The organism is Microbacterium sp. 16-032, from assembly GCF_041079455.1.
Lineage (GTDB): Bacteria > Actinomycetota > Actinomycetes > Actinomycetales > Microbacteriaceae > Microbacterium > Microbacterium testaceum_A.
Genome location: NZ_JBFYGQ010000001.1, coordinates 96,294 through 120,577 on the forward strand (window position 1 = coordinate 96,294; position 24,284 = coordinate 120,577).

17 protein-coding genes are annotated in these 24,284 nt (G+C 70.7%); 9 read left to right on the forward strand and 8 right to left on the reverse strand.

Annotated features, from left to right (window positions below; translation table 11 throughout):
- Positions 1-11 precede the first annotated feature (11 nt).
- Positions 12-1,220, forward strand: coding sequence for a Fic family protein (locus AB6V31_RS00390; protein ID WP_369363326.1), 1,209 nt, complete (start codon positions 12-14; stop codon positions 1,218-1,220).
- 60 nt (positions 1,221-1,280) lie between these two features.
- Here AB6V31_RS00390 and AB6V31_RS00395 read toward each other — a convergent pair whose 3' ends face one another.
- Positions 1,281-2,552 carry an MFS transporter gene (locus tag AB6V31_RS00395; RefSeq protein WP_369363328.1) on the reverse strand — a complete coding sequence of 424 codons (1,272 nt, stop codon included), beginning with the start codon at positions 2,550-2,552 and terminating at the stop codon, positions 1,281-1,283.
- A 69-nt stretch (positions 2,553-2,621) separates the two neighbouring features.
- Between AB6V31_RS00395 and AB6V31_RS00400 the strand changes: the two genes are divergently transcribed.
- Positions 2,622-3,206, forward strand: coding sequence for a TetR/AcrR family transcriptional regulator (locus AB6V31_RS00400; protein ID WP_295844327.1), 585 nt, complete (start codon positions 2,622-2,624; stop codon positions 3,204-3,206).
- A 114-nt stretch (positions 3,207-3,320) separates the two neighbouring features.
- Here the strand turns inward: AB6V31_RS00400 and AB6V31_RS00405 are convergent, their stop codons facing one another.
- On the reverse strand, positions 3,321-4,337 hold the full coding sequence (locus tag AB6V31_RS00405) for a LacI family DNA-binding transcriptional regulator (RefSeq protein WP_056224366.1): 1,017 nt from the start codon (positions 4,335-4,337) through the stop codon (positions 3,321-3,323).
- A gap of 140 nt (positions 4,338-4,477) precedes the next feature.
- On the opposite strand from AB6V31_RS00405, the gene AB6V31_RS00410 reads away from it, so the two are divergent.
- The 4 genes from AB6V31_RS00410 to AB6V31_RS00425 all read left to right on the forward strand — a co-directional run bounded on the left by AB6V31_RS00410 (position 4,478) and on the right by AB6V31_RS00425 (position 9,806).
- On the forward strand, positions 4,478-6,541 hold the full coding sequence (locus AB6V31_RS00410; protein ID WP_369363331.1) for a beta-galactosidase: 2,064 nt from the start codon (positions 4,478-4,480) through the stop codon (positions 6,539-6,541).
- Positions 6,542-6,618: 77 nt separating this feature from the next.
- Entirely contained in the window at positions 6,619-7,479 is an 861-nt protein-coding gene (locus AB6V31_RS00415) for a carbohydrate ABC transporter permease (protein ID WP_164481589.1), read from the forward strand.
- Positions 7,476-8,393: a carbohydrate ABC transporter permease gene (locus tag AB6V31_RS00420; protein WP_056224371.1), complete on the forward strand. Its 918-nt coding sequence runs from the start codon at positions 7,476-7,478 to the stop codon at positions 8,391-8,393. The genes AB6V31_RS00415 and AB6V31_RS00420 overlap by 4 nt, the downstream gene beginning before the upstream one ends.
- 72 nt (positions 8,394-8,465) lie before the next feature.
- Complete coding sequence (locus tag AB6V31_RS00425) at positions 8,466-9,806, forward strand: ABC transporter substrate-binding protein (protein ID WP_369363333.1); 1,341 nt, start codon at positions 8,466-8,468, stop codon at positions 9,804-9,806.
- A 339-nt stretch (positions 9,807-10,145) separates the two neighbouring features.
- Here AB6V31_RS00425 and AB6V31_RS00430 read toward each other — a convergent pair whose 3' ends face one another.
- A complete protein-coding gene (locus AB6V31_RS00430; RefSeq protein WP_369363335.1) occupies positions 10,146-11,111 on the reverse strand; it encodes a LacI family DNA-binding transcriptional regulator in 966 nt (321 codons plus the stop codon).
- Positions 11,112-11,245: 134 nt separating this feature from the next.
- Here AB6V31_RS00430 and galT point away from each other — a divergent pair, with 134 nt between their 5' ends.
- The 3 genes from galT (at position 11,246) to AB6V31_RS00445 (ending at position 15,119) form a co-directional block, all read left to right on the forward strand.
- Positions 11,246-12,337, forward strand: coding sequence for a galactose-1-phosphate uridylyltransferase (gene galT, locus AB6V31_RS00435; RefSeq protein ID WP_369364110.1), 1,092 nt, complete (start codon positions 11,246-11,248; stop codon positions 12,335-12,337).
- Positions 12,334-13,497, forward strand: a complete 1,164-nt coding sequence (gene galK, locus AB6V31_RS00440) for a galactokinase (protein WP_144784360.1) — start codon at positions 12,334-12,336, stop codon at positions 13,495-13,497. The genes galT and galK overlap by 4 nt, the downstream gene beginning before the upstream one ends.
- A 158-nt stretch (positions 13,498-13,655) precedes the next feature.
- Complete coding sequence (locus AB6V31_RS00445) at positions 13,656-15,119, forward strand: carboxylesterase/lipase family protein (RefSeq protein ID WP_369363337.1); 1,464 nt, start codon at positions 13,656-13,658, stop codon at positions 15,117-15,119.
- A gap of 91 nt (positions 15,120-15,210) precedes the next feature.
- Here the strand turns inward: AB6V31_RS00445 and AB6V31_RS00450 are convergent, their stop codons facing one another.
- From AB6V31_RS00450 to AB6V31_RS00470, 5 genes are all read right to left on the reverse strand, one after another.
- Complete coding sequence (locus AB6V31_RS00450; protein ID WP_056224383.1) at positions 15,211-16,194, reverse strand: LLM class F420-dependent oxidoreductase; 984 nt, start codon at positions 16,192-16,194, stop codon at positions 15,211-15,213.
- Between the two features lie 141 nt (positions 16,195-16,335).
- A complete protein-coding gene (locus AB6V31_RS00455; RefSeq protein ID WP_369363339.1) occupies positions 16,336-17,307 on the reverse strand; it encodes a site-specific DNA-methyltransferase in 972 nt (323 codons plus the stop codon).
- Complete coding sequence (locus tag AB6V31_RS00460; protein WP_144784352.1) at positions 17,286-18,335, reverse strand: biotin/lipoate A/B protein ligase family protein; 1,050 nt, start codon at positions 18,333-18,335, stop codon at positions 17,286-17,288. The genes AB6V31_RS00455 and AB6V31_RS00460 overlap by 22 nt, the downstream gene beginning before the upstream one ends.
- A gap of 9 nt (positions 18,336-18,344) precedes the next feature.
- A complete protein-coding gene (locus AB6V31_RS00465; protein ID WP_369363341.1) occupies positions 18,345-20,507 on the reverse strand; it encodes an MMPL family transporter in 2,163 nt (720 codons plus the stop codon).
- A 71-nt stretch (positions 20,508-20,578) separates the two neighbouring features.
- Positions 20,579-23,926, reverse strand: a complete 3,348-nt coding sequence (locus AB6V31_RS00470) for a family 16 glycoside hydrolase (RefSeq protein WP_369363343.1) — start codon at positions 23,924-23,926, stop codon at positions 20,579-20,581.
- Positions 23,927-24,284 lie beyond the last annotated feature (358 nt).

Here is a 24,284-nt window from a genome sequence, read left to right on the forward strand (position 1 = left end):
ACCGAGCGATTATGAGTAACAAAGACGCCGCCACGGCACCACCGCAGGACGGCTCGTGGCCTGCGATCGGCAGCGAGGAGCTGTCGTGGATGCCCTCCGTCTCGCCGCGCACGTCGCTCGGGCCGAGGCTCTATACCGCGGCGGTGCCGCCCTTCATTACGTCGCTCGATCCGCGATGCGACCGCGACACGACGGCCCTGGCCGACGAGGCGGCGGGAGAACTCGCACGATTCGATGGCGAGTTGGGGCACCGCGTCTCGGCCTTCGCCCCCGTTCTTCTGCGCTCGGAGTCGGCCTCGTCGTCGCAGATCGAGAACCTGACCGCGAGCGCGCGCGCGATCTTCAGCGCGGAACTCGGCGCGCGCCGGAGCCGGAACGCGCTCGAGATCGCCGCGAACACCCGCGCGATGGCCACCGCTCTCGAGGGAGCCGACGACCTCTCCGCTGAATCGATCCTCGCCATGCACGCGGCCCTTCTCCACGACCAGCCGCGGCACACGCCCGGCCGATTCCGCACCGAGGCCGTTTGGATCGGAACCCGGTCCGACTCGCCCGTCGGCGCGGAATTCGTCGCTCCCGCCTTCACCCGCGTCCCCGACCTCGTCGATGACGTCGTGCGCTTCGCGCGTCGGACGGACATCGCTGCACTCACGGCGGTGGCCGTCGCGCATGCACAGTTCGAGACGATCCACCCCTTCACAGACGGCAACGGCCGCACGGGGCGTGCCCTGGCGCAGGCCCTGCTCCGCTTCCGGGGGACGACCCGCAATGTCGCGATCCCCGTCTCGGCGGGCCTGCTCGCAGATGTCGACGGATACCACCGAGCGTTGACGGCCTATCGAGCGGGCGAGGTCTCGCCCATCGTCCATGCCTTCGCGATGGCGTCACTGCGCGCGGTCGAGAACGCCCGCCGACTCGTCGCCGACATCGACGCGATCAGGACGGCCTGGAACGATCGGTTGACGGTTCGCCGATCGAGCAACGCGTGGCGACTGCTCGATGTGATCGCCACCCGCCCCGTCATCGACGCGGCGACGGCTGCGCGCGAACTCGGTTCGCTGCAGCCGAACGTCTATCCCCCGCTGCAGGCGCTCGTAGACAGTGGAATCCTGAAATCCAAGGCCGAACACGGCCTCGGTCCGTTCTGGCGCAGCGACGAGATCCTCGATGCCATCGATCGGTTCGCCGACCGGGCCGGACGTCGGCAGAGAGCGATGTGAGATCGACCGGATGCCGCGGCCTCAGCGCACGGCATCCGGTATCACCCCTGATCGGGAGCGTCACTCCGGCGCGAGCACGGGCTCCGCAGCATCCGGAGCCTTCGTCCGCAGGGAGGGGCTGGAGAAGCGCGTCCGGCCGATGACCACGGCGGCGGCGATCATGAGCGCAGCGCCCAGCACGTAGGGCGCGGCGTGGGCCACATGGGCGTAGAGCAGGCCTGCCACTAGCGGGGCGACCGTTCCGACCCCGGCGTTCAGGGATTGCGCGGCCCCGGCGACCCAGCCCTGCTCGTCGTCTCCGACGGCGTTGGAGAGCAGACCGTCCATGGTCGCCTGAGCCGCACCCTGGCCCGCCGCGAGCGTCAGGGCGCCCACGATGAACAGCCACGGCTGCGCGAGCAGCGACGCGACCCCGGCGAGGGCGACCAGCCCGGCCGCCTGGGTGACGATGCCGCTGACCACGACGCCGCGCTCGCCGATACGCGGCAGCAGGAAGCCGAGCAGCACGCCCTGGATCGCGATGTCGATGATGCCGACGCATGCGGTGAGCAGGCCGATCGCGGTGGGAGTCCACGAGATGGCGTCGAGCGCGAGGACGCTGAAGTTGTTGACGAAGAACCCGAACGGCAGCCCCACGAGGATCAGGCCGATCATGATCCCGCGCAGCTCGGGCCGACGGAAGACCCCGCGGAACACCGCGAACGGGTGCACGGCCCGCAGGTCGAGCGAGGTGATGCGCGTGCTGGGCGCGAGGCTCTCGGGCAGGAGGAAGATGCTGAGGATCGCAACCGTCAGGGCGAGGCCCGCGGTGACGAAGACGGGGAGGTCGACGTCGATCGCGGCGAGGGTGCCGCCGAGGGCGGGGCCGACCATCGTGCCGATGCCGGCGGTCGCGCCGAGCACGCCGAAGCGACGCGCGCGCTTGTCGGGCGGGGTGATGTCGGCGAGGTAGGCGAAGAGGGCGGGAAGGTCACCGGCGGTGACGCCCTGCACGACGCGGCCGAGCAGCAGCACCCAGATCGCCCCGCCGATGCCGAAGAGCACGAAGCCCAGCGCCGCACCGAACCCGGCGACGATGATCACCGGTCGACGGCCGAAGCGGTCGGAGATGCGGCCGAGGAACGGGGCGACGAGGAACGCGCACAGCGCGTTCACGGTCTCGAGGATGCCGACCCAGACGGCGAGGTCCGCGGGGTTCGACACGTAGCGGAGCACGACGAAGGGCAGGACGGGGAGCACGACGGTCATGCCGGCGGTGGTCAGCGTCGTGATGACGACGAGCATGACCCAGGCGCGGCGGCCCGACTGAGGAGAGAGCGAAAGTGAAGTCACGCCGTAACTGTAGTCGTACCAGTTTTGTTGTCAACACGATTTTGTATTCGATTCGGTATCATGGGAGCCATGAGCGAGACCATCGGACGCCGCGAGCGCAAGAAGGCGGCGACCCGCAAGGCCATCTCGGACGCGGCGACGATCCTGTTCGTGGAGCGCGGCTTCGACGAGGTCAGCATCCGCGAGGTCGCCGAGGCCGCCGACGTGTCACCGACGACGGTGTTCGCGCACTTCCCGCAGAAGGAGGCTCTCGTCTTCGACGAGGACGACGCCCAGCGCGACCTGCTCGTCGGCGCGGTGCGCGACCGCACCCCCGGAACCACGGTGTCGCAGGCACTGAGAGACCTCTATCGCCGCGAGCTCTTCGGCCTGGCCTTCGACCCGACGGGCGACAACCGCCGGCGGTTCATGGCACTCATCTCCGACACCCCCGCGCTTCGCGAGTACGCCGCGCGCATGTGGGTCCGTCACGAAGACGCCCTCGCCCAGGCGATCGCCGAGACCACGGGGCGTGAGACACCGGATGCCGCGGTGCGCGTGTACGCGCGGATGGTGCTGCAACTGCAGATCCTCGCCTTCGAGAACGACGACTCCGAGGCCACGATCGAGGCGGGCTTCCGCATCCTCGACGAGGGCTGGCGCGAGGAGCGCTGACGCCCGGCACGCGGCCGGTGTGGGGCGGGTTCTTCCGTTTGGGGCGGGCAATTTCGCGCCCCGAACGGACAGTCGCGCCCCGAACCCGACAACCGCGACCGGCGGCGAGCGCCTCTAGACCGAGGCGCGCCAGACGATCGGGGCGTCGAGCAGGATGCCGCCGGCATCGGCGACCCCGCCCGAGAGCTGCAGCAGCACGGCCTCGGCGGCCGCGGCACCCAGCCCCTCTGCGGGCTGGTCGATCGTGGTGAGCGGCGGGTCGGTGCGCACCGCCCACGCGCTGTCGTCGAAGCCGACCACGCCGACGTCGTCGGGCACACGGCGACCGGCCGCGCGAAGAGCCTGCACGGCGCCGGCGGCCACGGCATCCGAAGCTCCGAACACCGCGTCGATGTCGGGAGCGCGCTCGAGCAGGCGTCGCATCCCCGCCTCGCCGTCGGCGAAGGCGTAGAGCGGCACGGGCTCGACCAGCGACTCGTCGAAGTCCTCGCCGAGCGCCTCACGGAAGCCCGCGAGCCGGTCGCTGCCGGAGTCGCGGTCGAGAGCCGCGGCGATCATGCCGATGCGACGGCGTCCCGATGCGCGCACGCGTTCGGTGATGGCCCGGGCGGCGCCGAGGTTGTCGATGCCGACCCAGGGGCGACGGATGCCGGGAGGGTGGCCCACGTAGGCGACGGGGAGCCCGAGTCGTTCGACGACATCGGTGATCGGGTCGTGGTGTCTCGCCGAGACGATGACCGCCCCGTCGACGAAGCCACCGCTGAGGTAGCGCGCGACCCTTTCGGTGTCGCGGTCCGTATCGACCACGACGCACACCATCTGGTAGTCGGCGTTCGATAGGGCGGTGTTGGCCCCGAGCATGATTCCGCCGATGTTGGGGTCTTCGAGGAACAGCGAGTGCGGCTCGTGCACGATGAATCCGACCGCCTGCGTGCGCTGGCGCACGAGATTCCGGGCGGCGTTGTTGGGCACGTAGCCCACCTCGCGAATGGCCGCCTGGATGGCCTCGCGGGCGTGGTCCGAGACGTAGCCGCCGTTCAGGACGCGGCTCACGGTGCCCCGCGAGACCCCCGCGACCTTGGCGACGTCGTGCACGGTACTGCGCCGGCGCCCGGGCGGAGGAGGCGTCATGCTCCTCACCCTATCGGGCCGCGGAAGTTGACGATCGCGCGACGCCGTGTCAGTATGTGCACGTTCACACATTCTGTCGGGAAGAACCGGCGGTCAGATGTGTGCACGTTCACAGAACCCCGCAAAGGAGCGCCTCCCGGATGCTTGCCGTCGACCATCTGGCCCCGCTCGATCGCGAAAGCGATCGTCCGGCCGATCTGACCCGCACGGGCGACGCTCTGTCGGCCCTGACCCGCGAAGGTCTCGTCTTCGGCTGCGACTACAACCCCGAGCAGTGGGACCGCGCCGTGTGGGACGACGACATGCGGCTCATGGTCGAAGCGGGCGTCGGACTCGTCGCCGTCAACATCTTCGGGTGGTCGTGGATCAACCCCGCCCCCGGCGTCTGGACCTTCGACGAGCTCGACGAGGTCATGGACCTCGCCCACGCGCACGGCATCCGGGTCAACCTGGGAACCGCGACCGCCTCCCCCGCGCCCTGGGTGACCACGCGGCATCCCGAGATCCTCCCCGTGGCCGAGGACGGCACACGCCGCTTCCCGGGCGGTCGACAGGCGTACTGCCCCAGCTCCCCCGTCTTCCGCGGGTACGCCGCGGAACTCAGCCGCCGCGTCGTCGAGCGCTACGCCGATCACCCCGCCCTGGCCATGTGGCACGTCTCGAACGAACTCGGATGCCACAACGCCCTCTGCTACTGCGACGCCAGCGCGGTCGCGTTCCGCGAGTGGCTCAAGGCCCGCTACGGCACGGTGGCCGCCCTCAACACGGCCTGGGGCACCTCGTTCTGGAGCCAGCGCTACAGCGCGTGGGACCAGATCCTCCCGCCGATGGCCGCACTGTCGCTGCGCAACCCCGCACAGCTGCTCGACTTCCAGCGCTTCTCGTCCGACCAGCAGCTCGAGCTGTACCGCGCCGAGGCGCGCGTGATCCGCGAGCGCAGCACCGCACCCGTCACCACCAACTTCATGGTGACGGCGCACATCCGCGCTCTCGACTACTTCTCGTGGGCCGGCGAGATGGACGTCATCGCCAACGACCACTACCTCGACCGGCGCCTCCCCGACCCGCTCGCCGAGCTGTCGTTCGCGGCCGACCTCACCCGCGGCCTGGCGAGCGGCACACCCTGGCTGCTCATGGAGACCTCGACGGGCGCGGTCAACTGGCAGCCGCACAACCTCGCCAAGGGCGAGGGCGAGCTGCTGCGCAACGTCGTCTCGCACGTGGCGCGCGGCGCCGACGGCATCTGCTTCTTCCAGTGGCGCGCGTCGGCACAGGGCGCCGAGAAGTTCCACTCGGCGCTGCTCCCCCACGCGGGCACCGACACCGCCCAGTGGCGGAGCGTGCTCGAGGTCGGCCGGACGCTGCGTTCGTTGCAGCCGATCGCCGGAACGCGCGTGGCGTCGGACGCCGCCGTCCTGTTCGACTGGGAGAGCTGGTGGTCGCTCGAGAACGAGGGGCGCCCCAGCGAAGACCTGCGCTACCTCGACCAGGTGCACGCCGCGCACGCCGCCCTGATCGCGGCCGGCATCTCCACCGACGTCGTCTCGGCCTCCGCGGACCTCGCGGACTACCGCCTCGTCATCGTGCCCGCGCTGCACCTCGTGCGCGACGCCGACGCCGCCGCGATCGCGCGCTTCGTCGAGGACGGCGGCACCGCCGTGATCACCTTCGCCAGCGGCATCGTCGACCAGGACGACCGCGTCCGTCTCGGCGGGTACCCCGGCGCGTTCCGCGACCTGCTCGGCATCGTGTCGGAGGAGTTCTCGCCCCTCGGCCCGGCGCAGTCGATCACCCTCGACGACGGCTCGACCGGCACCGTGTGGTCGGAGCGCCTGCGCGCCGTCGACGCCGAGGTCGACGCCCGCTTCAGCGACGGCCCGGCCGCGGGACTCCCCGCCCGCACCCGCCGCGCGGTGGGCGACGGCCAGGCCTGGTACCTCGCGACCCTTCCCGAACCGTCGGCCTACCGCGCACTGCTCGCCCGCGCGGCCGAGGCCGCCGGCATCCGCACCGTCGACACCCGCCCCGGGGTCGAGGTGGTCCGCCGCGCCGACGCCGAGCGCGCGTTCCTGTTCGTCATCAACCACACCACCGACACCGTCGAGATCGCAGCGCACGGCCGCGACGCGATCAGCGGCGAAGCCATCGACGGCTCGGTCGCCGTCGTCGGCGGTGCCGTCCGCATCATCGAGGAGGCCTCGTGACCACCACCGCCCCCGCCCCGACGGGCACGAAGCGCGCGGGCGCGACCGGGGCCGCGCGCCCCCGCCGCCGCCCGCGCGTGCTGCACAAGGGCTCCATCGCGATCCTGCTCGCCCCCTTCGGCATCCTGTTCGCGCTCTTCTACGTGCTGCCGATCATCTTCGCCATCGGGCAGTCGCTGCTCGTGGTGCGGCGCGAAGGCACATTCGGCAAAGCCGAGCTCGTCTTCGGCGGGCTCTCGCAGTACGCGCTCGTGTTCCAGAACGAGGCGTTCTGGGCCTCGATGCTGCGCATGCTCGCCTTCGGCGTCGTGCAGGTGCCGATCATGCTCGGACTCGCTCTGCTGTTCGCCCTGCTGCTGGACTCGCCGCTGCTGAAGGGCAAGCGCTTCTTCCGGCTCGCCTTCTTCGTCCCGTACGCCGTTCCGGGCGTCATCGCCGCGATCATGTGGGGCTCGCTGTTCTCGCCCAACCTGTCGCCCTTCACCGCCCTGACCGAGAAGGTCGACTTCCTCGGCGCCGACCTCGTGCTGTGGTCGATCGCGAACGTCGTGACGTGGGTCTACGTCGGCTACAACATGCTGATCATCTACTCGTCGCTGCTGTCGATCCCCAGTGAGATCTACGAGGCGGCCCGCCTCGACGGCGCCGGACAGTTCCGCATCGCGTGGTCCATCAAGATCCCCCTCGTGCGGCCCGCGATCGTGATGACCGCGATCTTCTCGATCATCGGCACCCTGCAGCTGCTCGCCGAACCCCAGGTGTTCCGCTCGTTCAGCTCGGCCGTCACCAGCACCTTCACACCGAACATGACCGTCTACGCCACGGCATCCATCCCCAACTCCAACCTCGCCGCGGCCTTCTCCGTGGTGCTCGCCGTCACCACCTTCGTGCTGTCGTTCGGGTTCATGAAGTGGATGCAGAAGAAGGGCAACGCATGAGCGCCGTCACCACCTCCCGCCCCCGCGTCGGCCGTTCCGGCGCTCCGCGCTCGGACTCCCCGCGCTCGCGCGCCATCCGCGAGCCGCTGGTCTCTCGCACCTCGGCGATGCTCATCATGGCCGTGTTCACGGTCTACTTCCTGCTGCCGCTGTGGTGGCTGCTGGTCGCCTCGAGCAAGAGCACCGGCGACATCCTCACGACCAACCCGCTGTGGTTCGCCGACATGCGGCTGTTCTCGAACATCGGCGACCTGTTCGCGTACCGTGACGGGATCTTCCTGCGCTGGCTGGGCAACTCGCTGCTCTACGCCGGTCTCGGCGGCGCGGTCGCGACGCTGCTGGCGGCGATGGCCGGATACGCGCTGGCGAAGTACCGCTTCCCGGGCCGCGAGATCATCTTCGACGTCGTCCTCGGCGGCGTGCTCGTCCCCGCGACCGCCCTGGCCCTGCCGCTGTTCCTCATCTTCAGCCAGGTGCAGCTCACCAACACCTTCTGGGCCGTGTTCCTGCCGTCGTTGGTCAGCCCGTTCGGGGTGTACCTGGCGCGCATCTTCGCCGCGTCGTCGGTGCCCGACGAGTTGCTCGAGGCCAGTCGTCTCGACGGCGCGGGCGAGATCCGCACCTTCTTCACCGTGAGCCTGCGCCTCATGAGCCCCGCCCTGGTGACGATGTTCCTCTTCCAGTTCGTCGCGATCTGGAACAACTTCTTCCTGCCGCTGATCATGCTGCGCAGCGAAGAGCTCTTCCCGGTGGTGTTCGGCCTCTACGGCTGGAACAACCAGCTGAACCAGATCCCGGAGCTCCGCGGTCTCGTGCTGATCGGCGCCCTGCTGTCGGTCATCCCCCTCATCGTCATCTTCCTGCTCCTCCAGCGCTTCTGGCGCAACGGTCTCGGGACCGGCGCCCTGAAGTAAACCCTCGGCGGCTCCGGCCGCCCCTCACCCCGGGCGGAATGGCCCACCCGGGCACCCAGAGAAAGGCATTCCATGAAGAACAGAATCCTCACGGCGACCGCGGGCGTCGCCCTGTCGGCTCTCCTGCTGGCCGGTTGCGCCGGCGGCGGAAACGGCGATAGCGCCGGCTCGGGCGCCGCGGCCGCGGCCGACTGCGCCCCCTCGGACGGACCCGTCACGCTCGAGTTCACCTCGTGGATCCCGGGCATCGAGAAGGTCGTCGACATGTGGAACTCGGCGAACCCCGACATCCAGGTGAAGGTGCAGACCGGCCCCAACGGCAACAACGGCACCTACCAGAACTTCTTCAACCAGATCGCGGCCGGCAACGCGCCCGACCTCGGCCAGATCGAGTACGACGCCCTCCCCAACTTCCTCGTGCAGGACGGCGTCGAGAACATCGCGGGCTGCGCCGACGTGATGGCCGCGAAGGACCAGTTCGTCGGGTGGGCGTGGAACCAGGCCACCCTCGGCCAGGACAACGCCGTCTACGGCATCCCGCAGGACATCGGCCCGATGGCGCTGTTCTACCGCAAGGACCTGTTCGAGAAGAACGGGATCGCGATCCCCACCACGTGGGACGAGTACACCGAGGCGGCCAAGAAGGTCCGCGCACTCGGCGGGTACATCACGAACTTCTCGCAGTCCGACATCAACCAGTTCGCCGGCTTCGTCTGGCAGGCCGGTGGACAGTGGTTCGGCAACGACTCCGACGGCTGGACGGTCTCGCTGACCGACCCCGCTTCGAAGAAGGTCGCCGACTACTGGCAGTCGCTCATCGACCAGGACCTCGTTTCGACGTACCCGGCGTGGACCGACGAGTGGAACAACGCCTACAACTCCAGCAAGGTGTGGACGTGGAACTCCGCCGTCTGGGGTGCCAACTCGATCTCGAGCGGCGCTCCCGACACCGCCGGCGGCTGGGCCGTCGCCGACCTCCCGCAGTGGAAGGCCGGGGACGCGGTCTCGGGCAACTGGGGCGGCTCGTCGATCGCCGTCCTCAAAGGCAGCACGCACGCCTACGAGGCCACGAAGTTCGCGCTGTGGCTGAACACGTCGCAGGAGGCGCTCACCGCCCTGAACGAAGAGGCCAACATCTACCCGGCCACGACCGAGGGTCTCAAGCTCCCCTCGCTCGCGAAGGGCGTTGACTTCTACGGCGGCCAGAAGATCTACGACGTCTTCGCGAAGGCGGCCACCGAGGTCACCCCCGACTTCACCTGGGGTCCGACCATGACCAAGACCTACGCCGACGTCTCGGACGGTTTCAAGGCCGCGGTCAGCGGTAGCGGCACCCTCGCCGACGCCCTCCAGAAGGGTCAGGACGCCACGATCGGCGCCCTCGAGTCGCAGTCGATCCCCGTGAAGAAGTAACAGACTCTCCCCCACGAGAGGCGCCCGCGGATGCTCCGGCATCCGCGGGCGTTCGTCGTTTCCGGATGCCGCGGGGCGGCGGGCGGTTCGGAGGCGGGGCGAGGGCGCGGTTTGGGGCGCACTATGTCGTTTGGGGCGTGTGTTTCCCGCCCCGAATGCCGGAATTCGCCCCAAACCACGTGATGTCGACGCCAGGCGCGACGGCGCGAGGACGTCTTGGACGGTGCGCCGAACCGCGCCGGAGCCGCGGGCAGCGAGGGCGGAGGAGACCGACGGAGTGGTCAGTCGACGGCGGGCACGGCGAGCCCGAGCGAGGACTTCGGTATACCACCCTGCCGGTCAGAGCGCGGCGCTGCTCGCGCGCACCACCAGCGCCGCGGGGACCGACTCGACGATCGGCTCCCCACCCTCGATCGCCGCGACGAGGGCGGCCACAGCGCGACGGCCGAGCGCGTCGAAGTCCTGGCGCACGGTGGTCAACGGCGGGCGGAACTCCGCGGCATCCACGATGTCGTCGAAGCCGACGACGGCGACGTCTTCGGGCACCCGCCGACCCGCGTCGGCGAGGGCGCGCAGGGCGCCGAGCGCCATCTGGTCGTTCGCCACGAAGATCGCGCGGGCGCCGCAGAGACCGCTGACGGCCGAGTGACCGGATGCCGAGGTCCAATCCCCCCGGACCGGCTCGGACACCACGGCCCCGGCGTGGGCGAGGGCCTCGCGCCAACCACGTTCGCGCTCGGTCGCCGCGAAGGAGCGCGCGGGCCCGGCGATGTGATGCACCGTCGAGTGCCCGAGGGAGAGGAGATACTCCGTCGCGACGCGCGCTCCCCCGGCGTGGTCGGTCTGCACGATCGAGAAGCGCTCGTCCGGCGGAGAGTCCACCACGACGAGGTGCAGATCGGCGGGAGGCGCCGCGTCGCGCGCGAGCTCGGTCGCCTCGTTCAGCACGACGGCGCCGTCGACGCCCTGCGAGCGGAGCCGGGCGAAGGCGTCGCGGATGCCGCGTTCTCCGACGGTCACCACGGCGAGCGCGTAGTCGCGGGCGGCGGCGGCCTCGGAGATCGCCTGCAGCATGCGGGAGTTGCCGACCGAGGCGAGAGTCGACACGACCAGGCCGATGGTGGACGTCTGCCCCGTGCGCAGGGCCCGGGCGGCCCGGTGCATGCGGTAGCCGAGATCGGCCATGGCCTTCTCGACGCGCGCCCGGGTGGCGGGGTCGACGCGGGGGCTTCCGTTGGCGACGCGCGACACCGTCTGCGCCGAAACGCCGGCCTTCTCGGCCACATCGGCCATGGATACGCGCATCACGCCCCCTCCGTGTTGACGATATCACGCCCCAGATGTAGCGTGTTATCGTGAACACGGACAACCCCTCCGTCGTGCCCCTCGGCGCCGGCGTCGTCAAGCGGACGACGCACCTGGCCGACGGCCGCGAACTGATGTACTTCGACGACCCCGGCACCGCGCTCGGCGCCGAGCGCGCGATCGACGCCCGCACGCTCGACCCGCGTCCCGCCACCGCCACCATGCGTCAGGACGTGCTGACCGGCGACTGGATCACCGTGGCATCCAATCGTCAGAACCGCGCGTTCCTGCCGCCGGCGCACCTCGACCCGCTCTCGCCGCAGACGCCGACGAACCCGTCCGAGATCCCCTCGCTCTACGACGTGGCGGTCTTCGAGAACAAGTCGCCCTCGTTCGGACCCGCCCTCGACGCGGCGATCGGCGACGCCCCGGCCGCCGTCGACCCACCCCGCAGCGACGACGACCTCGAGCACCTCGGCCTCGGCCGCACCCGCACCTCGGTGGGCCGCTGCGAGGTCGTGTGCTTCAGCCCCCAGCACGAGGGGTCGTTCGGCTCGCTCTCGCGCACGCGCGCCCGCACCGTCATCGAAGCCTGGGCCGATCGCACCGCGGCCCTGTCGGCTCTCCCCGGCATCCGCCAGGTGTTCCCCTTCGAGAACCGGGGGCAGGAGATCGGTGTCACCCTCCCCCACCCGCACGGGCAGATCTACGCCTACCCGTACGTGACCCCGCGCACGCACCGCCTGCTCGACACGATCGCGCGCAGCTCGAACGACCTGTTCCAGCGCATCCTCGAGTTCGAACAGGCCGGCGAGCGCGTCGTCCTGCGGGGCGAGCACTGGACGGCGTTCGTCCCGTTCGCCGCCCGCTGGCCCATCGAGGTGCACGTGCTCCCGCACCGCCACGTCGCCGATCTCGCGGAGACGACGGATGCCGAGCGTGACGAGCTGGCGCCGTTCTACCTGCGCCTGCTGCGGGGGATCGACGCCCTGTACGACACCCCCACGCCCTACATCGCCGCCTGGCACCAGGCGCCGGTCGGACGCGGGCGGGATGCGGTGCGTCTCAACCTGCAGATCACCTCTCCGCGTCGCGCCGCCGACAAGCTGAAATACCTCGCCGGATCCGAGGCCGCCATGGGCGCCTGGATCGGCGACGTGACCCCCGAGTCGCAGGCCGAACGCCTGCGCGCCGCCCTCGACACCGTTCCGGAGGTGACGGCGTGACCGCCGTCGACGACGCCCGCGCCCTTCTCGCCACCCTCACCGACGCCCCCGAGGTCGGAGTCTGGTCGGCCCCCGGCCGCGCCAACCTCATCGGCGAGCACACCGACTACAACGAGGGCTTCGTCTTCCCCTTCGCGATCGCCCAGCGCACCGCGGCGGCCGTTGCCCTGCGCGACGACGACGTGATCCGCGTGCGCTCGACGTTCGCCGACGCCGCGGTCGAGGTCCCGCTCTCGGAGCTCGATGCGCGGATCGCCGCCGGCGGCCTCGACTGGGCGGGCTATCCCCTGGGCGTGGCGTGGGCCCTGCGTCGGGCGGCTCCGGATGCCGTGACCCGGGGCGTCGACATCGCCCTGGCCTCCGACGTGCCGGTGGGTGCCGGCCTGTCGTCGTCCGCCGCGATCGAGGGGGCCGTGGCCTCCGCCCTGAACGACGTGTGGGCCGCCGGCCTCGACAAGGTCGCCCTCGCGCGGGTCGGCCGCGTCGCCGAGAACGACGCCGTGGGCGCTCCCACCGGGATCATGGACCAGATGGCGTCGATGCTGGGCGTGGCGGATGCCGCGACCTTCCTCGACTGCCGCACCCTCGAGACGCGCGCCGTCGCCCTCGGCTTCGCCGACGCGGGGCTCTCGATCCTCGTGACCGACACCCTCGTCGAGCACGCCCACTCCACCGGTGGCTATCGCGAGCGTCGCGAGGCCTGCGAGCGGGGAGCGGCGGCGTTCGGCGTCGGATCGCTGCGCGATCTGACCGTCGACGACCTGCCGCGCGCCGAGGAGATCCTCGACGACGTGACCTTCCGCCGCGTCCGCCACGTCATCACCGAGAACCAGCGCGTGCTCGACACCGTGGCCGCCCTCGACGCCGACGGCCCCTCCGCGATCGGCGACCTTCTGGTCGCCTCGCACGCGTCGATGCGCGACGACTTCGAGATCTCGGTGCCCGAGCTCGACCTCGCCGTCGAGACGACGCTCGCGAACGGCGCCCTCGGTGCCCGCATGACGGGCGGCGGTTTCGGCGGAGCGGCCATCGCGCTGATCCCCACCGGACTCGTCCCGGCGGCGACGGCGGCCGTGCGCGCCGCGTTCGCGGCATCCGATTTCCGCGCCCCGAACATCTTCACGGTGACCCCCTCGGAGGGCGCGCGCCGCGACGCGTGACCCACCCTCCCCGATGAACGCCTGCTGCACCGGGCTGCCCGTGCTGCGCCGTCAGGACGGAGCACGCGTGCGCGTGAGGGGTCGAGATCTGTCGCCTCCGGGCACGCCGAGGCGACACTTTTCGACCCCTCGCGCGGGTGGCGCGGCAGGATGAGGGGATGGATGCCACTCCCCTCGCCGTGACCTCGAAGGGGGCCGTCCGCGGATTCCGGCGGGGTGCCGCCGCCGTGTTCCTCGGCATCCCGTTCGCTCAGGCTCCGGTCGGGGCGCTGCGCTTCGCCGCTCCCGTGCCGGTGGAGGCGTGGGAAGGCGAGCGGGATGCCACCGCGTACGGCGCGACCGCGCAGCGGGGCGACGCGGGGATCACCCTCATCCCCGAGCCGAGCGTGCCGGGAGACGCCACGCTGAACGTCAACGTGTTCGCCCCGGTGGACAGCGGTCCGGATGCCGCTCTGCCGGTGCTCGTGTGGATCCACGGGGGTGGTTTCACCTCGGGCTCGCCCGCGAGCCGCTGGTACGACGGCGATGCGTTCGCGCGGGATGGGGTGATCACCGTGGTGATCTCGTACCGGATCGGCTTCGACGGCTTCGGTCTCATCGACGGAGCTCCCGCCAACCGGGGTCTGCGCGACCAGATCGCGGCGCTGGAGTGGGTGCGCGACGAGATCCGCGCGTTCGGCGGCGACCCGACCCGAGTGACGGTGGCCGGGCAGTCGGCGGGCGGAGGGTCGGTGCTCGCGCTGTTGTCGAGCCCCGCCGCATCCGGACTCTTCCACGCCGCGATGGCGATCTCGCCCGCGATCGGCGCGGTGCCACTCGAGGCGGCCAGGCGTTTCGCCGACCGGGTCGCCGCCCGCGTCGGGGTGCGCGCCGACCGTGACGGCTTCGCGTCGGTGTCCGAGGACCGGCTTCTCGCGGGGCAGAGAAGCGCCCTCACGCCGCCCCTGGTCCGGGCGCTGTCGTCGCTCGCGACGCTGCTCGACGACGGCTTGCCGCTGGGGCCGGTGATGGACACGGACGTGCTGCCCCGGCATCCCCTCGCGGCTCTCGCCGGCGGTGTCGGGGCCGGCATCCCCCTCGTGATCGGGTCGACGGACGACGAGTTCACGGGCCTGACCGCCCGGTTCGCGGGCGCCCTCCGGGTGGTGCCGGTCCCTCTCGCCCTCGCCGTGCTCGGTCTGCGGCGATCGCGGCGACGCGCGTATCTCGAGCGCACGCGACGGCGCGGGGCCGCGGCCCTGCTCGGCGGATACGTCACCGATCGGGTCATCCGCGCGACCGTGCGCGGGACCGCCCGGGCGCGCGGCGACGCCTCGACCTGGCTCTACCGTTTCGCGTGGGCATCGCCCGTGCCCTCGATCGGCGTTGCCTGCCACTGCCTCGACGTGCCGTTCTGGTTCGACCGCCTCGACGCCGAGGGGGTCGATCGCATCGCGGGCGAGACTCCCCCGCCCGCTCTGGCCGCCGAGATGCACGCCGCGGCAGTCGCGTTCGCGCGCGACGGAGACCCAGGATGGCCGACGTGGCATGCCGCGACCCGGCGCGCGCGGGTGTTCGGCGCCGCGGCATCCGTCCCCGCCGTCGAGACCGACGCCTACGCCGACGTCGCGCCGCTGGTCTGACCCGCGCCCTCCGGCGTGAGGAGTCACTTCTTGCCGCTCAGACGTCTGCGCGGCGACAGAAAGCGACCCCTCACGCGGGAGGGGACCCCGGTCAGAGGTGCGGGATGACCTCGCGCTCGAAGAGGGAGATTCCCGAGGTGTCGTAGGCGGCCTCGGGGAAGTAGTGGATCGCGTAGCCGAGGCCGTGGTCGGCGCGCTCTCGCAGGCGCTCGACGATCTGCTCGGGGGTGCCGAAGGCGTCGGACGAGCGGTAGTCGGCCTCGATGGCATCCGCCCGCTCATCTCCGACGTGCGGACGCAGGCGCGCGACCACCGCGGCCAAGCGGTCGGAGGCCTCGGCCTCGGTCTCGGCGACGATCGTGTTGAAGTTCGTCGAGCGGGTGATCTCGGACGCGTCGCGGCCGAGGGACTCGCAGTGCCCGCGCAGCACCTCGGACTTGTGGTCGAACTCCTCGAGCGAGCCGCCGAAGTTCGTGTACGAGGCGTACTTCGCCGCGATCTTGAGCGTGACCTTCTCGCCGCCGCCGGCGATCCAGAGCGGGATGCCGCCGGGCTGCAGGGGCTTCGGCTGCACGATCGCGCCATCGACCTCGTAGTACTTCCCCGACAGGGTCGCCTCGCCCGTGGTCCAGGCCTGGTGCATGATCTCGACACCCTCGCGCAGACGCCCGAGGCGCTCGGCGATGGGCGGGAAGCCGTAGCCGTACGCCTTCCACTCGTGCTCGTACCAGCCGCCGCCGATGCCCATCTCGGCGCGACCGCCCGAGATCGCGTCGACCGTGGCCGCGACCTTCGCGAGGTAGGCGGGGTTGCGGTAGCCCATGCACGTGCACATCTGGCCGAGGCGCACGCGGTCGGTCGCGGCGGCGAAGGCGGCCATGAGCGTCCACGCCTCGTGCGTGGCCTCGGTGCTCGGGACGGGGGTGGTGTGGAAGTGGTCGTACACCCACAGCGACGTCCACGGGCCGTCGTCGGCGCTCTGGGCGAGGGAGTTCATCACCCGCCAGTGCTCCGCGGGGTCGATCCCCACGAGGTCGAAGCGCCAGCCCTGCGGAACGAAGATGCCGAAGTCCATGGCTTCACCCTAGGTGCGACCGCCGACATCTGGGCGGGCTTCTCACGGAGCCGGGTGCGGGCCGGGGGTTCGGGGCGGGATTTTGCGCTCGGGGCGGGAAAACACCGCCCCACCCCCGCGAACGCGCCAGCCGCGTCGCGCTCAGTCCGCGTACGGCTCGAGGCGCTTGTGCATCACGGCCACCGCATCGGCGTTGTCGTCGATGAGCACCGAGTTCCGTCCCAGAGGGGCGGCGACGGCGCCGAGCGTGCCACTGCCGGCGAACATGTCGAGCACCCGATCGCCGGGGCGCGAGGACGCCTGCACCATGCGGCGCAGCACCCCCTCGGGCTTCTGCGTCGGATAGCCGGTCTTCTCGCGGCCCGTGGTCGGCACGATCGTGTGCCACCAGACGTCGGTGGGCATCTTGCCGCGCGCGGCCTTCTCGGCCGTGACGAGCCCCGGGGCCATGTAGGGCTCGCGGTCCACGGCATCGGAGTCGAAGAAGTACGCCGACGGGTTCTTGACGTACACGAGGATCGTCTCGTGCTTGGTGGGCCAGCGGCGCTTGGTCTTGGCGCCGTAGTCGTAGGCCCAGATCAGCTCGTTCAAGAAGTGGTCGCGACCGAAGAGCGCGTCGCACATGACCTTGGCGTAGTGCACCTCGCGGTAGTCGAGGTGCAGGTAGAGCGTGCCGTCGTCGGCGAGCAGGCGCCAGGCCTCGACGAGCCGCGGCTCGAGGAAGCCCCAGTAGTCGTCGAACCGGTCGTCGTAGGTGCGCAGGTCGCCGCGCAGGCGCGCGTACTCCCGGCCGTGGAAGCCGCGCTGCACCACGGGAGGCGGGGGCGGCTCTTCTTCAGGGAAGTCGAGCATGTTCGGATCGTCGACGGATGCCGCGGCATCGGGCGCGGCGGCATCCGTAGTCTCGTCCACCGGCGCCTTGCGCGTCGCGGACTCCACGGCCTTCGAGCGGGTGCGCCCCGTGTTGAAGGGCGGGTCGAGGTAGACGAGAGCGAAGGAGCCGTCGGGGTAGCGCGGCGTGACCGTGAGATTGTCGGCGTGGTGGATCTCGACGCCACCCGGTGCGGGAGCGTCGGCGAGGTTCTCGGCGCTCACGGGACGCGCTGCAGCCACGCGTCGGTGGCGAACTTCGAGTCGACCAGGGCCTGGGCCTCGGCGTACTCCTCGTCGCTGATGTGCCCGGGCGTCGCCCCGTAGAGCGTGGTGAAGGTCTGGATGAACCGTTCGATGACCTCGGCGCGAGGCAGACCGGTCTGGCTGCGCAAGGGGTCGACGCGCTTGGCGGCCGACACGGTCCCCTTGTCGCTGAGCTTCTCGCGGCCGATGCGGAGCACCTCGGTGAGCACCTGACCGTCCATGTCGTAGCTGAGGGTGGCGTGGTGCAGCACGCCCCCGTTGGCGAGGCGCTTCTGGGCGGCCCCGCCGATCTTGCCGTGGGGACCCGCGATGTCGTTGAGCGGCTGGTACACCGCGTCGATGCCGAGCGAGCGCAGCGCCTGCAGCACCCAGTCGTCGAGGAACGCGTACGAGTCGGCGAACGTCATACCGGCGACGAGGGATGCCGGCACGTACAGCGAGTACGTCACGATCGAGTTCGCGGCCATCATCATGGCGCCCCCGCCCGAGATGCGGCGCACGACGTCGAATCCGTGCTTCGCCGCCCCCGCGGGGTCGACCTCGTTGCGCAGCGACTGGAACGAGCCGATGACGACGGCGCTCTCGTCCCACTCCCACAGGCGCAGGGTGGGTTTGCGCAGCCCCGCGCCCACGCGGGTGGTGAGGACCTCGTCGAGCGCGAGGTTCATGCGCGGCGAGACGGGGCCGTCGTGGACGACCTCCCACTCGAAGTCGGCCCATCCCGGCGCGGTGACCAGGGCGCGGCGGATCGCGGTCGCCACCGATTCGGGCGTGAAGCCGAGCAGCTGGGCCCCCTCGGGGAGGGCCGCGCGGATGGCCGCGGCGATCGTGGGGACGTCGGACTCCACCGCGAGGCCGTTGACGGCCGCGTCGATGTCGTCGAGGGCGTCGTCGGGCTCGAGGAAGAAGTCGCCCGCGAGGTGGAAGCCGTGGATACGGCCCTCGCGCTCTTCGAGGTCGACGACGACCAACTTCCCGCCGGGGACCTTGTACTCGCCGTGCATGTCTCCAGCCTACGACCGCACGGGCACGCGGCGATCGACGGCGGGCGTCGGTTCGGCGGGCACCGGGATCGGGCGACGCGCGTTCGGCCACCAGTTCGCGCGACCGAGGAGCGTCATGAGCGCAGGGAGGAGGAGTCCGCGGACGACGGTGACATCGAGGACCACCGCGATCACCATGCCCACCCCGATCTCTTTCATCGCGACCAGCTCGCCGAACGCGAAGCCGACGAAGACGACGGAGATCGCCGCCGCGGCCAGCGTCACGACGGGGCCGGTGCGGGTGATGCCGTGGCGCACGGCCTCGGCGTTCGCCGTGCGCGGGTCGGCGGAGCGCCCTCGCGCGCGCCAGCCCTCGGTGATGCGCGACAACAGGAACACCTCGTAGTCCATCGTGAGCCCGAAGGCGAGCAGCCCGATCAGCAGGGGGGTGGTCACATCGAGCGTGCCGCGGGGCTCGAACCCGAGCAGAGGGGCGCCCCAGCCCCACCCGAAGACGGCGGTGAGCACGCCCAGGGTCGAGGCCACCGTGAGGGCGGCGAGCAGGAGCGCCTTCAGCGGGACCACGAGCGAGCGGGTGAGCGCGAAGAGCAGGGCGAAGCTCGCCGCGGCGACGATGACCAGGGCCCACGGCAGGCGCGCGGCCAGGTGATCGCGCGTGTCGATGAGCGAGGCGGCGGGGCCCGTGACCTCGACGGGGACGGGCGTTGAGAGACCGCGCACCGCGGTCACGAGCCGCTGCGCCGCGTCTCCCGTGGCGCTCTCGCCGACGGGGGTGAAGGCGACCGCGGTGATCTCGGGCGGCAGCCCCTGCACCACGTCGGCGTCGGCGACGTCGGGCAGGGCCGCGATCCGGTCGAGGACGCCGGTGACGGCGGCATCCTGGATCGATCCGTCGAGCACGACCGTGACGGGCTCGATCCCGATCCCGGTGAAGCCCGTCGTCGTCGCCTCGTACGCGCGTCGTTCCTCGGCCGCCGCGGGAAGGGAGCGGATGTCGGAGTCGTCGAGCGCGAGGGATGCCACGGGAGCGGCGAGCAGCAGCATCACCGCCGCGGCCGAGACGGCGACGATCCCCGGTCGGCGCTGGGCCAGACGGGTCGAGCGGGCCAGCAGTCCCTCGCGCGACGCCCGGCCCGCCCACGGGCGCGCCCACGTGCGCGCCCCGGCGGACGGGAGCGCGCGATGCAGGAACGACAGCGCGGCCGGCACGAGCGTCAGGCCCGCGACGGTGGCGACCGCGACGACGACCGCACCGCCGAGCGCCATCCCCGAGAGCAGGGGGTCGCCGAGGATCAGGATGCCGAGCAGGGCCACGGCCACGGCGAGACCCGACACGAGAACCGCGCGGCCGGCCCCCGAGACGGCGCGGGCGACGAGCTCGTCGAGGGGCGCGGTGGGATCGGCGGTGCGTTCCTCGCGGAGGCGCAGCACCACGAGAAGGCTGTAGTCGACGGCGAGGCCGAGGCCCAGGATCGTGACGACGTTCACCGCGAACTCGTTGACGTCGACGACGCGGGCGAGCAGACCCAGGATCGCGAGCGTCGGGGCGATCGCGGCGAGAGCGGCGACGACGGGGACGAGGGCGATGCGCAGCGAGCCGAGCGCGAGGGTGAGCAGCACGACGAGGACGAGGATCGCGACGCCTTCGCCGATCGCCGCGTCGCTGGTCGCCCGATCGACGAAGGCCTCTTCGGCCAGGAGGGGGCCGCCGACGAGGACCTCGGGCGCGTCGATCTCGTGGAGAAGGTCGGAGACGGCGGATGCCGTGGCGACGGCCTCGTCGCCGGTGAGACCGATCGCGAGTTCGACGACGACCAGGGACGAGCGGCCGTCGTCACCGATGGCTCCACCCGCGGTGTAGGCGTCGGTCACCTCGGCGACCCCGGGGACGGCGCGGACCGAGGCCATGACGGCGGTCGCGCTGTCGCGCAGCGTCGGGGAGAAGAAGTCCTCGCCGCGGACGACGGCGGTGATGATCTCCCCCTCGGGATCGAGGGCGTCGAGGCGTTCGGTGGCGCGCAAGGACTCACTGCCGGCCGGGGCGTCGGCGACCGAGACGGTGCGGTCGAAGGCGTCACCGGCGAGGGCCCCGCCGCCGACGACGAGCACGGACCAGGCGAGGAGGACGAGAAGGCGGTGCCGGCTCATGCGGCGGCCGAGGGAGGAGAGCATGGGGACCTCTGGGACATGAGGGAGCGCCCCCGGCGACGGACGCGAGTCCGCCGCCGGGGGCGCTGGGGGGATCAGCCGCAGCTCTTGGCCGCGTACGAGGCCGTGGCCCCGCCGGTGCGACCGTCGCCGGTCGCGGTCACCGTCGCCTCGCCCGCGGGGACGGACGCGGCGCGGGTGGTGAAGGTGTGGAACACCGTCGCCCCGGGCTGGACGGCGGGGATGATCCGCTCGCCCCACGCCGTCGTGAGCGTCACGTCGACCGGCACCGTGTCGGTGTTGGTCGCGCGGGCCGTCACCGATGCCTTCTTGGCCAGGCACTTGACCTCGGCCGAGGCGGTCACCGCGAGGGGGGCCGGCTCGTCGATGTCCTTGACGCGGACGTTGCGGTACGACACCGCCTCCCCACCACCGTGGTTCTGCAGGCCGATGAAGCCCTGCGAGAGGTCGCGAGCGGGATCGGTGCTGGTGAAGTCGTTCACCAGCGTGCCGTTGAGGAAGATCTTGATGGTCTGCCCCTTCACGACGATCTCGTACGCGTTCCACTGGCCGACGGGCTTGAGCGAGGCCTTCACCGCGTCGGCATCCGCACCCTGGAAGGTGTAGATCGCACCGGTGGTGCGATCGGCGGCGTCGGACGCGTCGATCTGGATCTCGTAGCCCTGGTTGACCGCGATCCACGGGTCGTTCTTCGGGTCGGGGAACCCGACGAAGACGCCGCCGTTGTGATCGGCGATGAGCTTCCAGTCCAGCTTGAGGCTGTACTCGTTCAGCTCCTGCGCCTTGTGCCAGAGCAGGCCCATGCCGCCTTCGCCGCGGATGCTGCAGTCGTTCTGTCGACCGAAGCCGCCGGGGCCGGCCATGCGCCACCCGGCGTTCAGGCTCTCGAGCGTGCCGTCGAAGAGCGGGCGGTAGCCGTCCTCGACCTGCGACGGGGCGCAGATGTCGGCGGTGCCGATCGACAGGACGTCGACGTTGATGTTGCCCTTGTTGCCCGTCTCGTACTTCAGCGCGATGGTGTTCGTCCCGGCGACCAGCGGCATGTCCCGCGTGATCGTGGCCCAGGTCTTCCAGTCGCCCGTGGAGGCGAAGTCCCACTTCCCGAGGTTCTGACCGTTGACGTAGAGGTTGACGTCCTTGGAGCCGGGCGCGGGGTTCGGGCCGTTGGAATAGCGCACCGAGACGGGGACGGTGCCCGCGGTCTCGGCGTTCACCGTGAACTCGAACGCGGATCCGGCCTGCCACATGCCGCCGGCGAAGCCGGCTCCCGAGTAACCGCTGTGCTCGGCGTCGAACTTGGCGCCGCCGATCAGGCGGGCCTCCTCGGCCTCGTACCAGCCCTGGTCGGCCGGCGAGACGTAGCCCGGCAGCGAGTTGAGCGTGTACCAGGCCTCGGTGCTCCACAGCATGTCGCCACTGGCTGCGGCGAAAGGCTGCGGCGAGCGCAGGTGCACGACGCGGCCTTGCTTCAGACCGTCGAACGAGACGGTGACCGTCTTGCGGTCGGCGGATGCCGTCGCGCCGGTGAGCGAGAGGATCTCCTCGTCGACCTTGGGTCCGCCGTAGGTGGAGGTGGGCAGGTAGCGCCACTGCTCGGCCCGGTACGCAGAGGCGAGGTTCGCCAGCGTCTCGTCGGAGAGGGGCTGGGTGTACTCGATCTCGAATCCGCCCTCGACGACCTTCATGGATTTCATGTCGAAGGCGTTCTGCGTGGTGTTCGGGACGAGCTTCTGCAGGCCGTAGGTGAGCTTGCCCGCCTCACCCCAGTTGCCGCCTTCTCCGGTGCCGCCGATGTACAGCGACGTGTCGGGGCCCTCGATGACGCGGTTGACGCCGACCTCGAAGCCCGCGGAGTGGCGGAAGACCGCGCCCTGGAACTCGCCGTCCACCTTCTCGAGGAAGGCGCGCTGCAGGCCGCCGTAGGTGACGTCGCCGAACATCATCTGTCCCGCGAAGGGACCGTCCTTCAGCATGATGGGCGTGCTCGGGGAGTTGCCGATCTCGTTCTGCGGGATCCACACGACGGGAGGCGTGACGGGGTTCTGATCGAACGGGCCCGCGGGGTTCGTGTAGTGGTTGAAGAAGCGATCCTGCTTGACGTTGACGAGCTTGTTCGCGGGCAGCCAGGCACCCTGGTTGTCCATCGCGAAGAGTTCGTTCTCGGGACCGAAGGCCACGCCGTTGGGGGTCCGCAGACCGCCGGCGACGTAGCTGATCGCCCCGGTGGCGCGGTCGATCTTGACCGAGGTGCCGCGGTTCCTCGCCGGCTGCGGGTTGGTGGTCGCCCCGCCGTTGTCGATCGCGACCGAGAGGTTGACGTAGAAGTTCTTCTCGTCGTGGATCAGGCCGAAGGCGAACTCGTGGAAGTTGTTGCCCGAGGGGTACTCGGCGACCTTGCGCTTCGTCTCGTACGAGCCGTCGCCGTTCGTGTCGCTGAGCTCGGTGAGCTGGTAGCGCTCCGAGACGTAGATCTTGTCGTCGATGACGTCGATGCCCATCGGGTTCAGCAGACCGCCGGCCGCCTCGACGACGGTGACGTCCTCGGGTCCGTCGGCCGCCTGGGCGCCCTTCAGCACGAAGACCTTGCCGGGGGTCGAGGTGTCCCATCCCCCGGAGTTGACCGAGCCGGTGGTCAGCACGGCGAGATCGCCGTTGCCGAGGAAGGCCAGGCCCGACACCTTGGGGTTGAAGCCCTCGGGGCGCAGGTTCACGAGCGTGTAGTTGGGGTTCACGGCATCCAGGCGCAGACCGTCGCCGGCGGAGTCGGTGCTGCCCTCGCAGTACTTCGTCCCGGGGGCGGTGACGCGCACGACACCCGCCTCGGTGCTGAGCACGCTGTTGGGGATGACGGTGAAGCTCGAGGAGCCCGGGACCTTCCATTCGACGGTGAGCTGCTGGCCGTTGGTGGCCTCGAACATCTCGACGAACAGGTCGTGGACTCCCACGTCGAGCGTGACGGTGCCCTCGACGGATTCCGCTCCGTGCAGTCCGTCGTTGTCGATCAGCTGCGTGCCGTCGAGGGTGAGGCGCGAGCCGTCGTCGCTCGTCAGGCGGAAGGCGTACTGACCGGGCGTGCTGACGGTGAGGTTGGCCAGGGCGTGCGTGATGAAGTTGTCGCCCGCGCCGAACTGCTCGTCGGTGCGCCAGTCGATCGTCGACATGAGCTTGTCGACGTTCGGGGTCTGGCCCGACTTCAGCGTGCAGAGCTCGGTGAGGGGCGGGGTGGAGTAGGTGCGAAGCGTCACACCCGGTTCTTGCTTGGGCAGGTCCGCCGGGGTGTTGACGGCGGGGGCGACGGCGGCACCGGCGGGCAGGATCGCTCCTGTGGCCACGAGTGCTCCGCCCAGGAGACCGGCCGCGAGGGTCCTCGCGACACGGGTGCTGCGCCGGCGGGGGCCGGACAAGACAGCGGGTACGGGCATCATTGCTCCTTCGGATCAGCGGCGGGGGCGGCGTCGACCGCTCGGATCGCACAGGTCGCCCTCGACCGTGGTCACTGTAGGAGTCTTTTGTCGATACGTCTACAAAACTTGACTAATTTGCGTTAAGAACTGCTCGCAGGAACGAGTCAGAGGCGCCTTCGAGAACCTTCGCCTGGGCCATTGCGGCCGAATATCCCGGTAAAGCGCGGAAAAATCACCGAATCTCGCCATTCCGACGATCAGTCATCTTTTGCTTGACGACTCACCGAAGCCGCACTACTGTCGCAACGAACCCGCAGAACCGACCCGTGACAGCGCCGCCACGAGGCTCCCCCGAGTCCGCCGCGCCCGCCCGAAA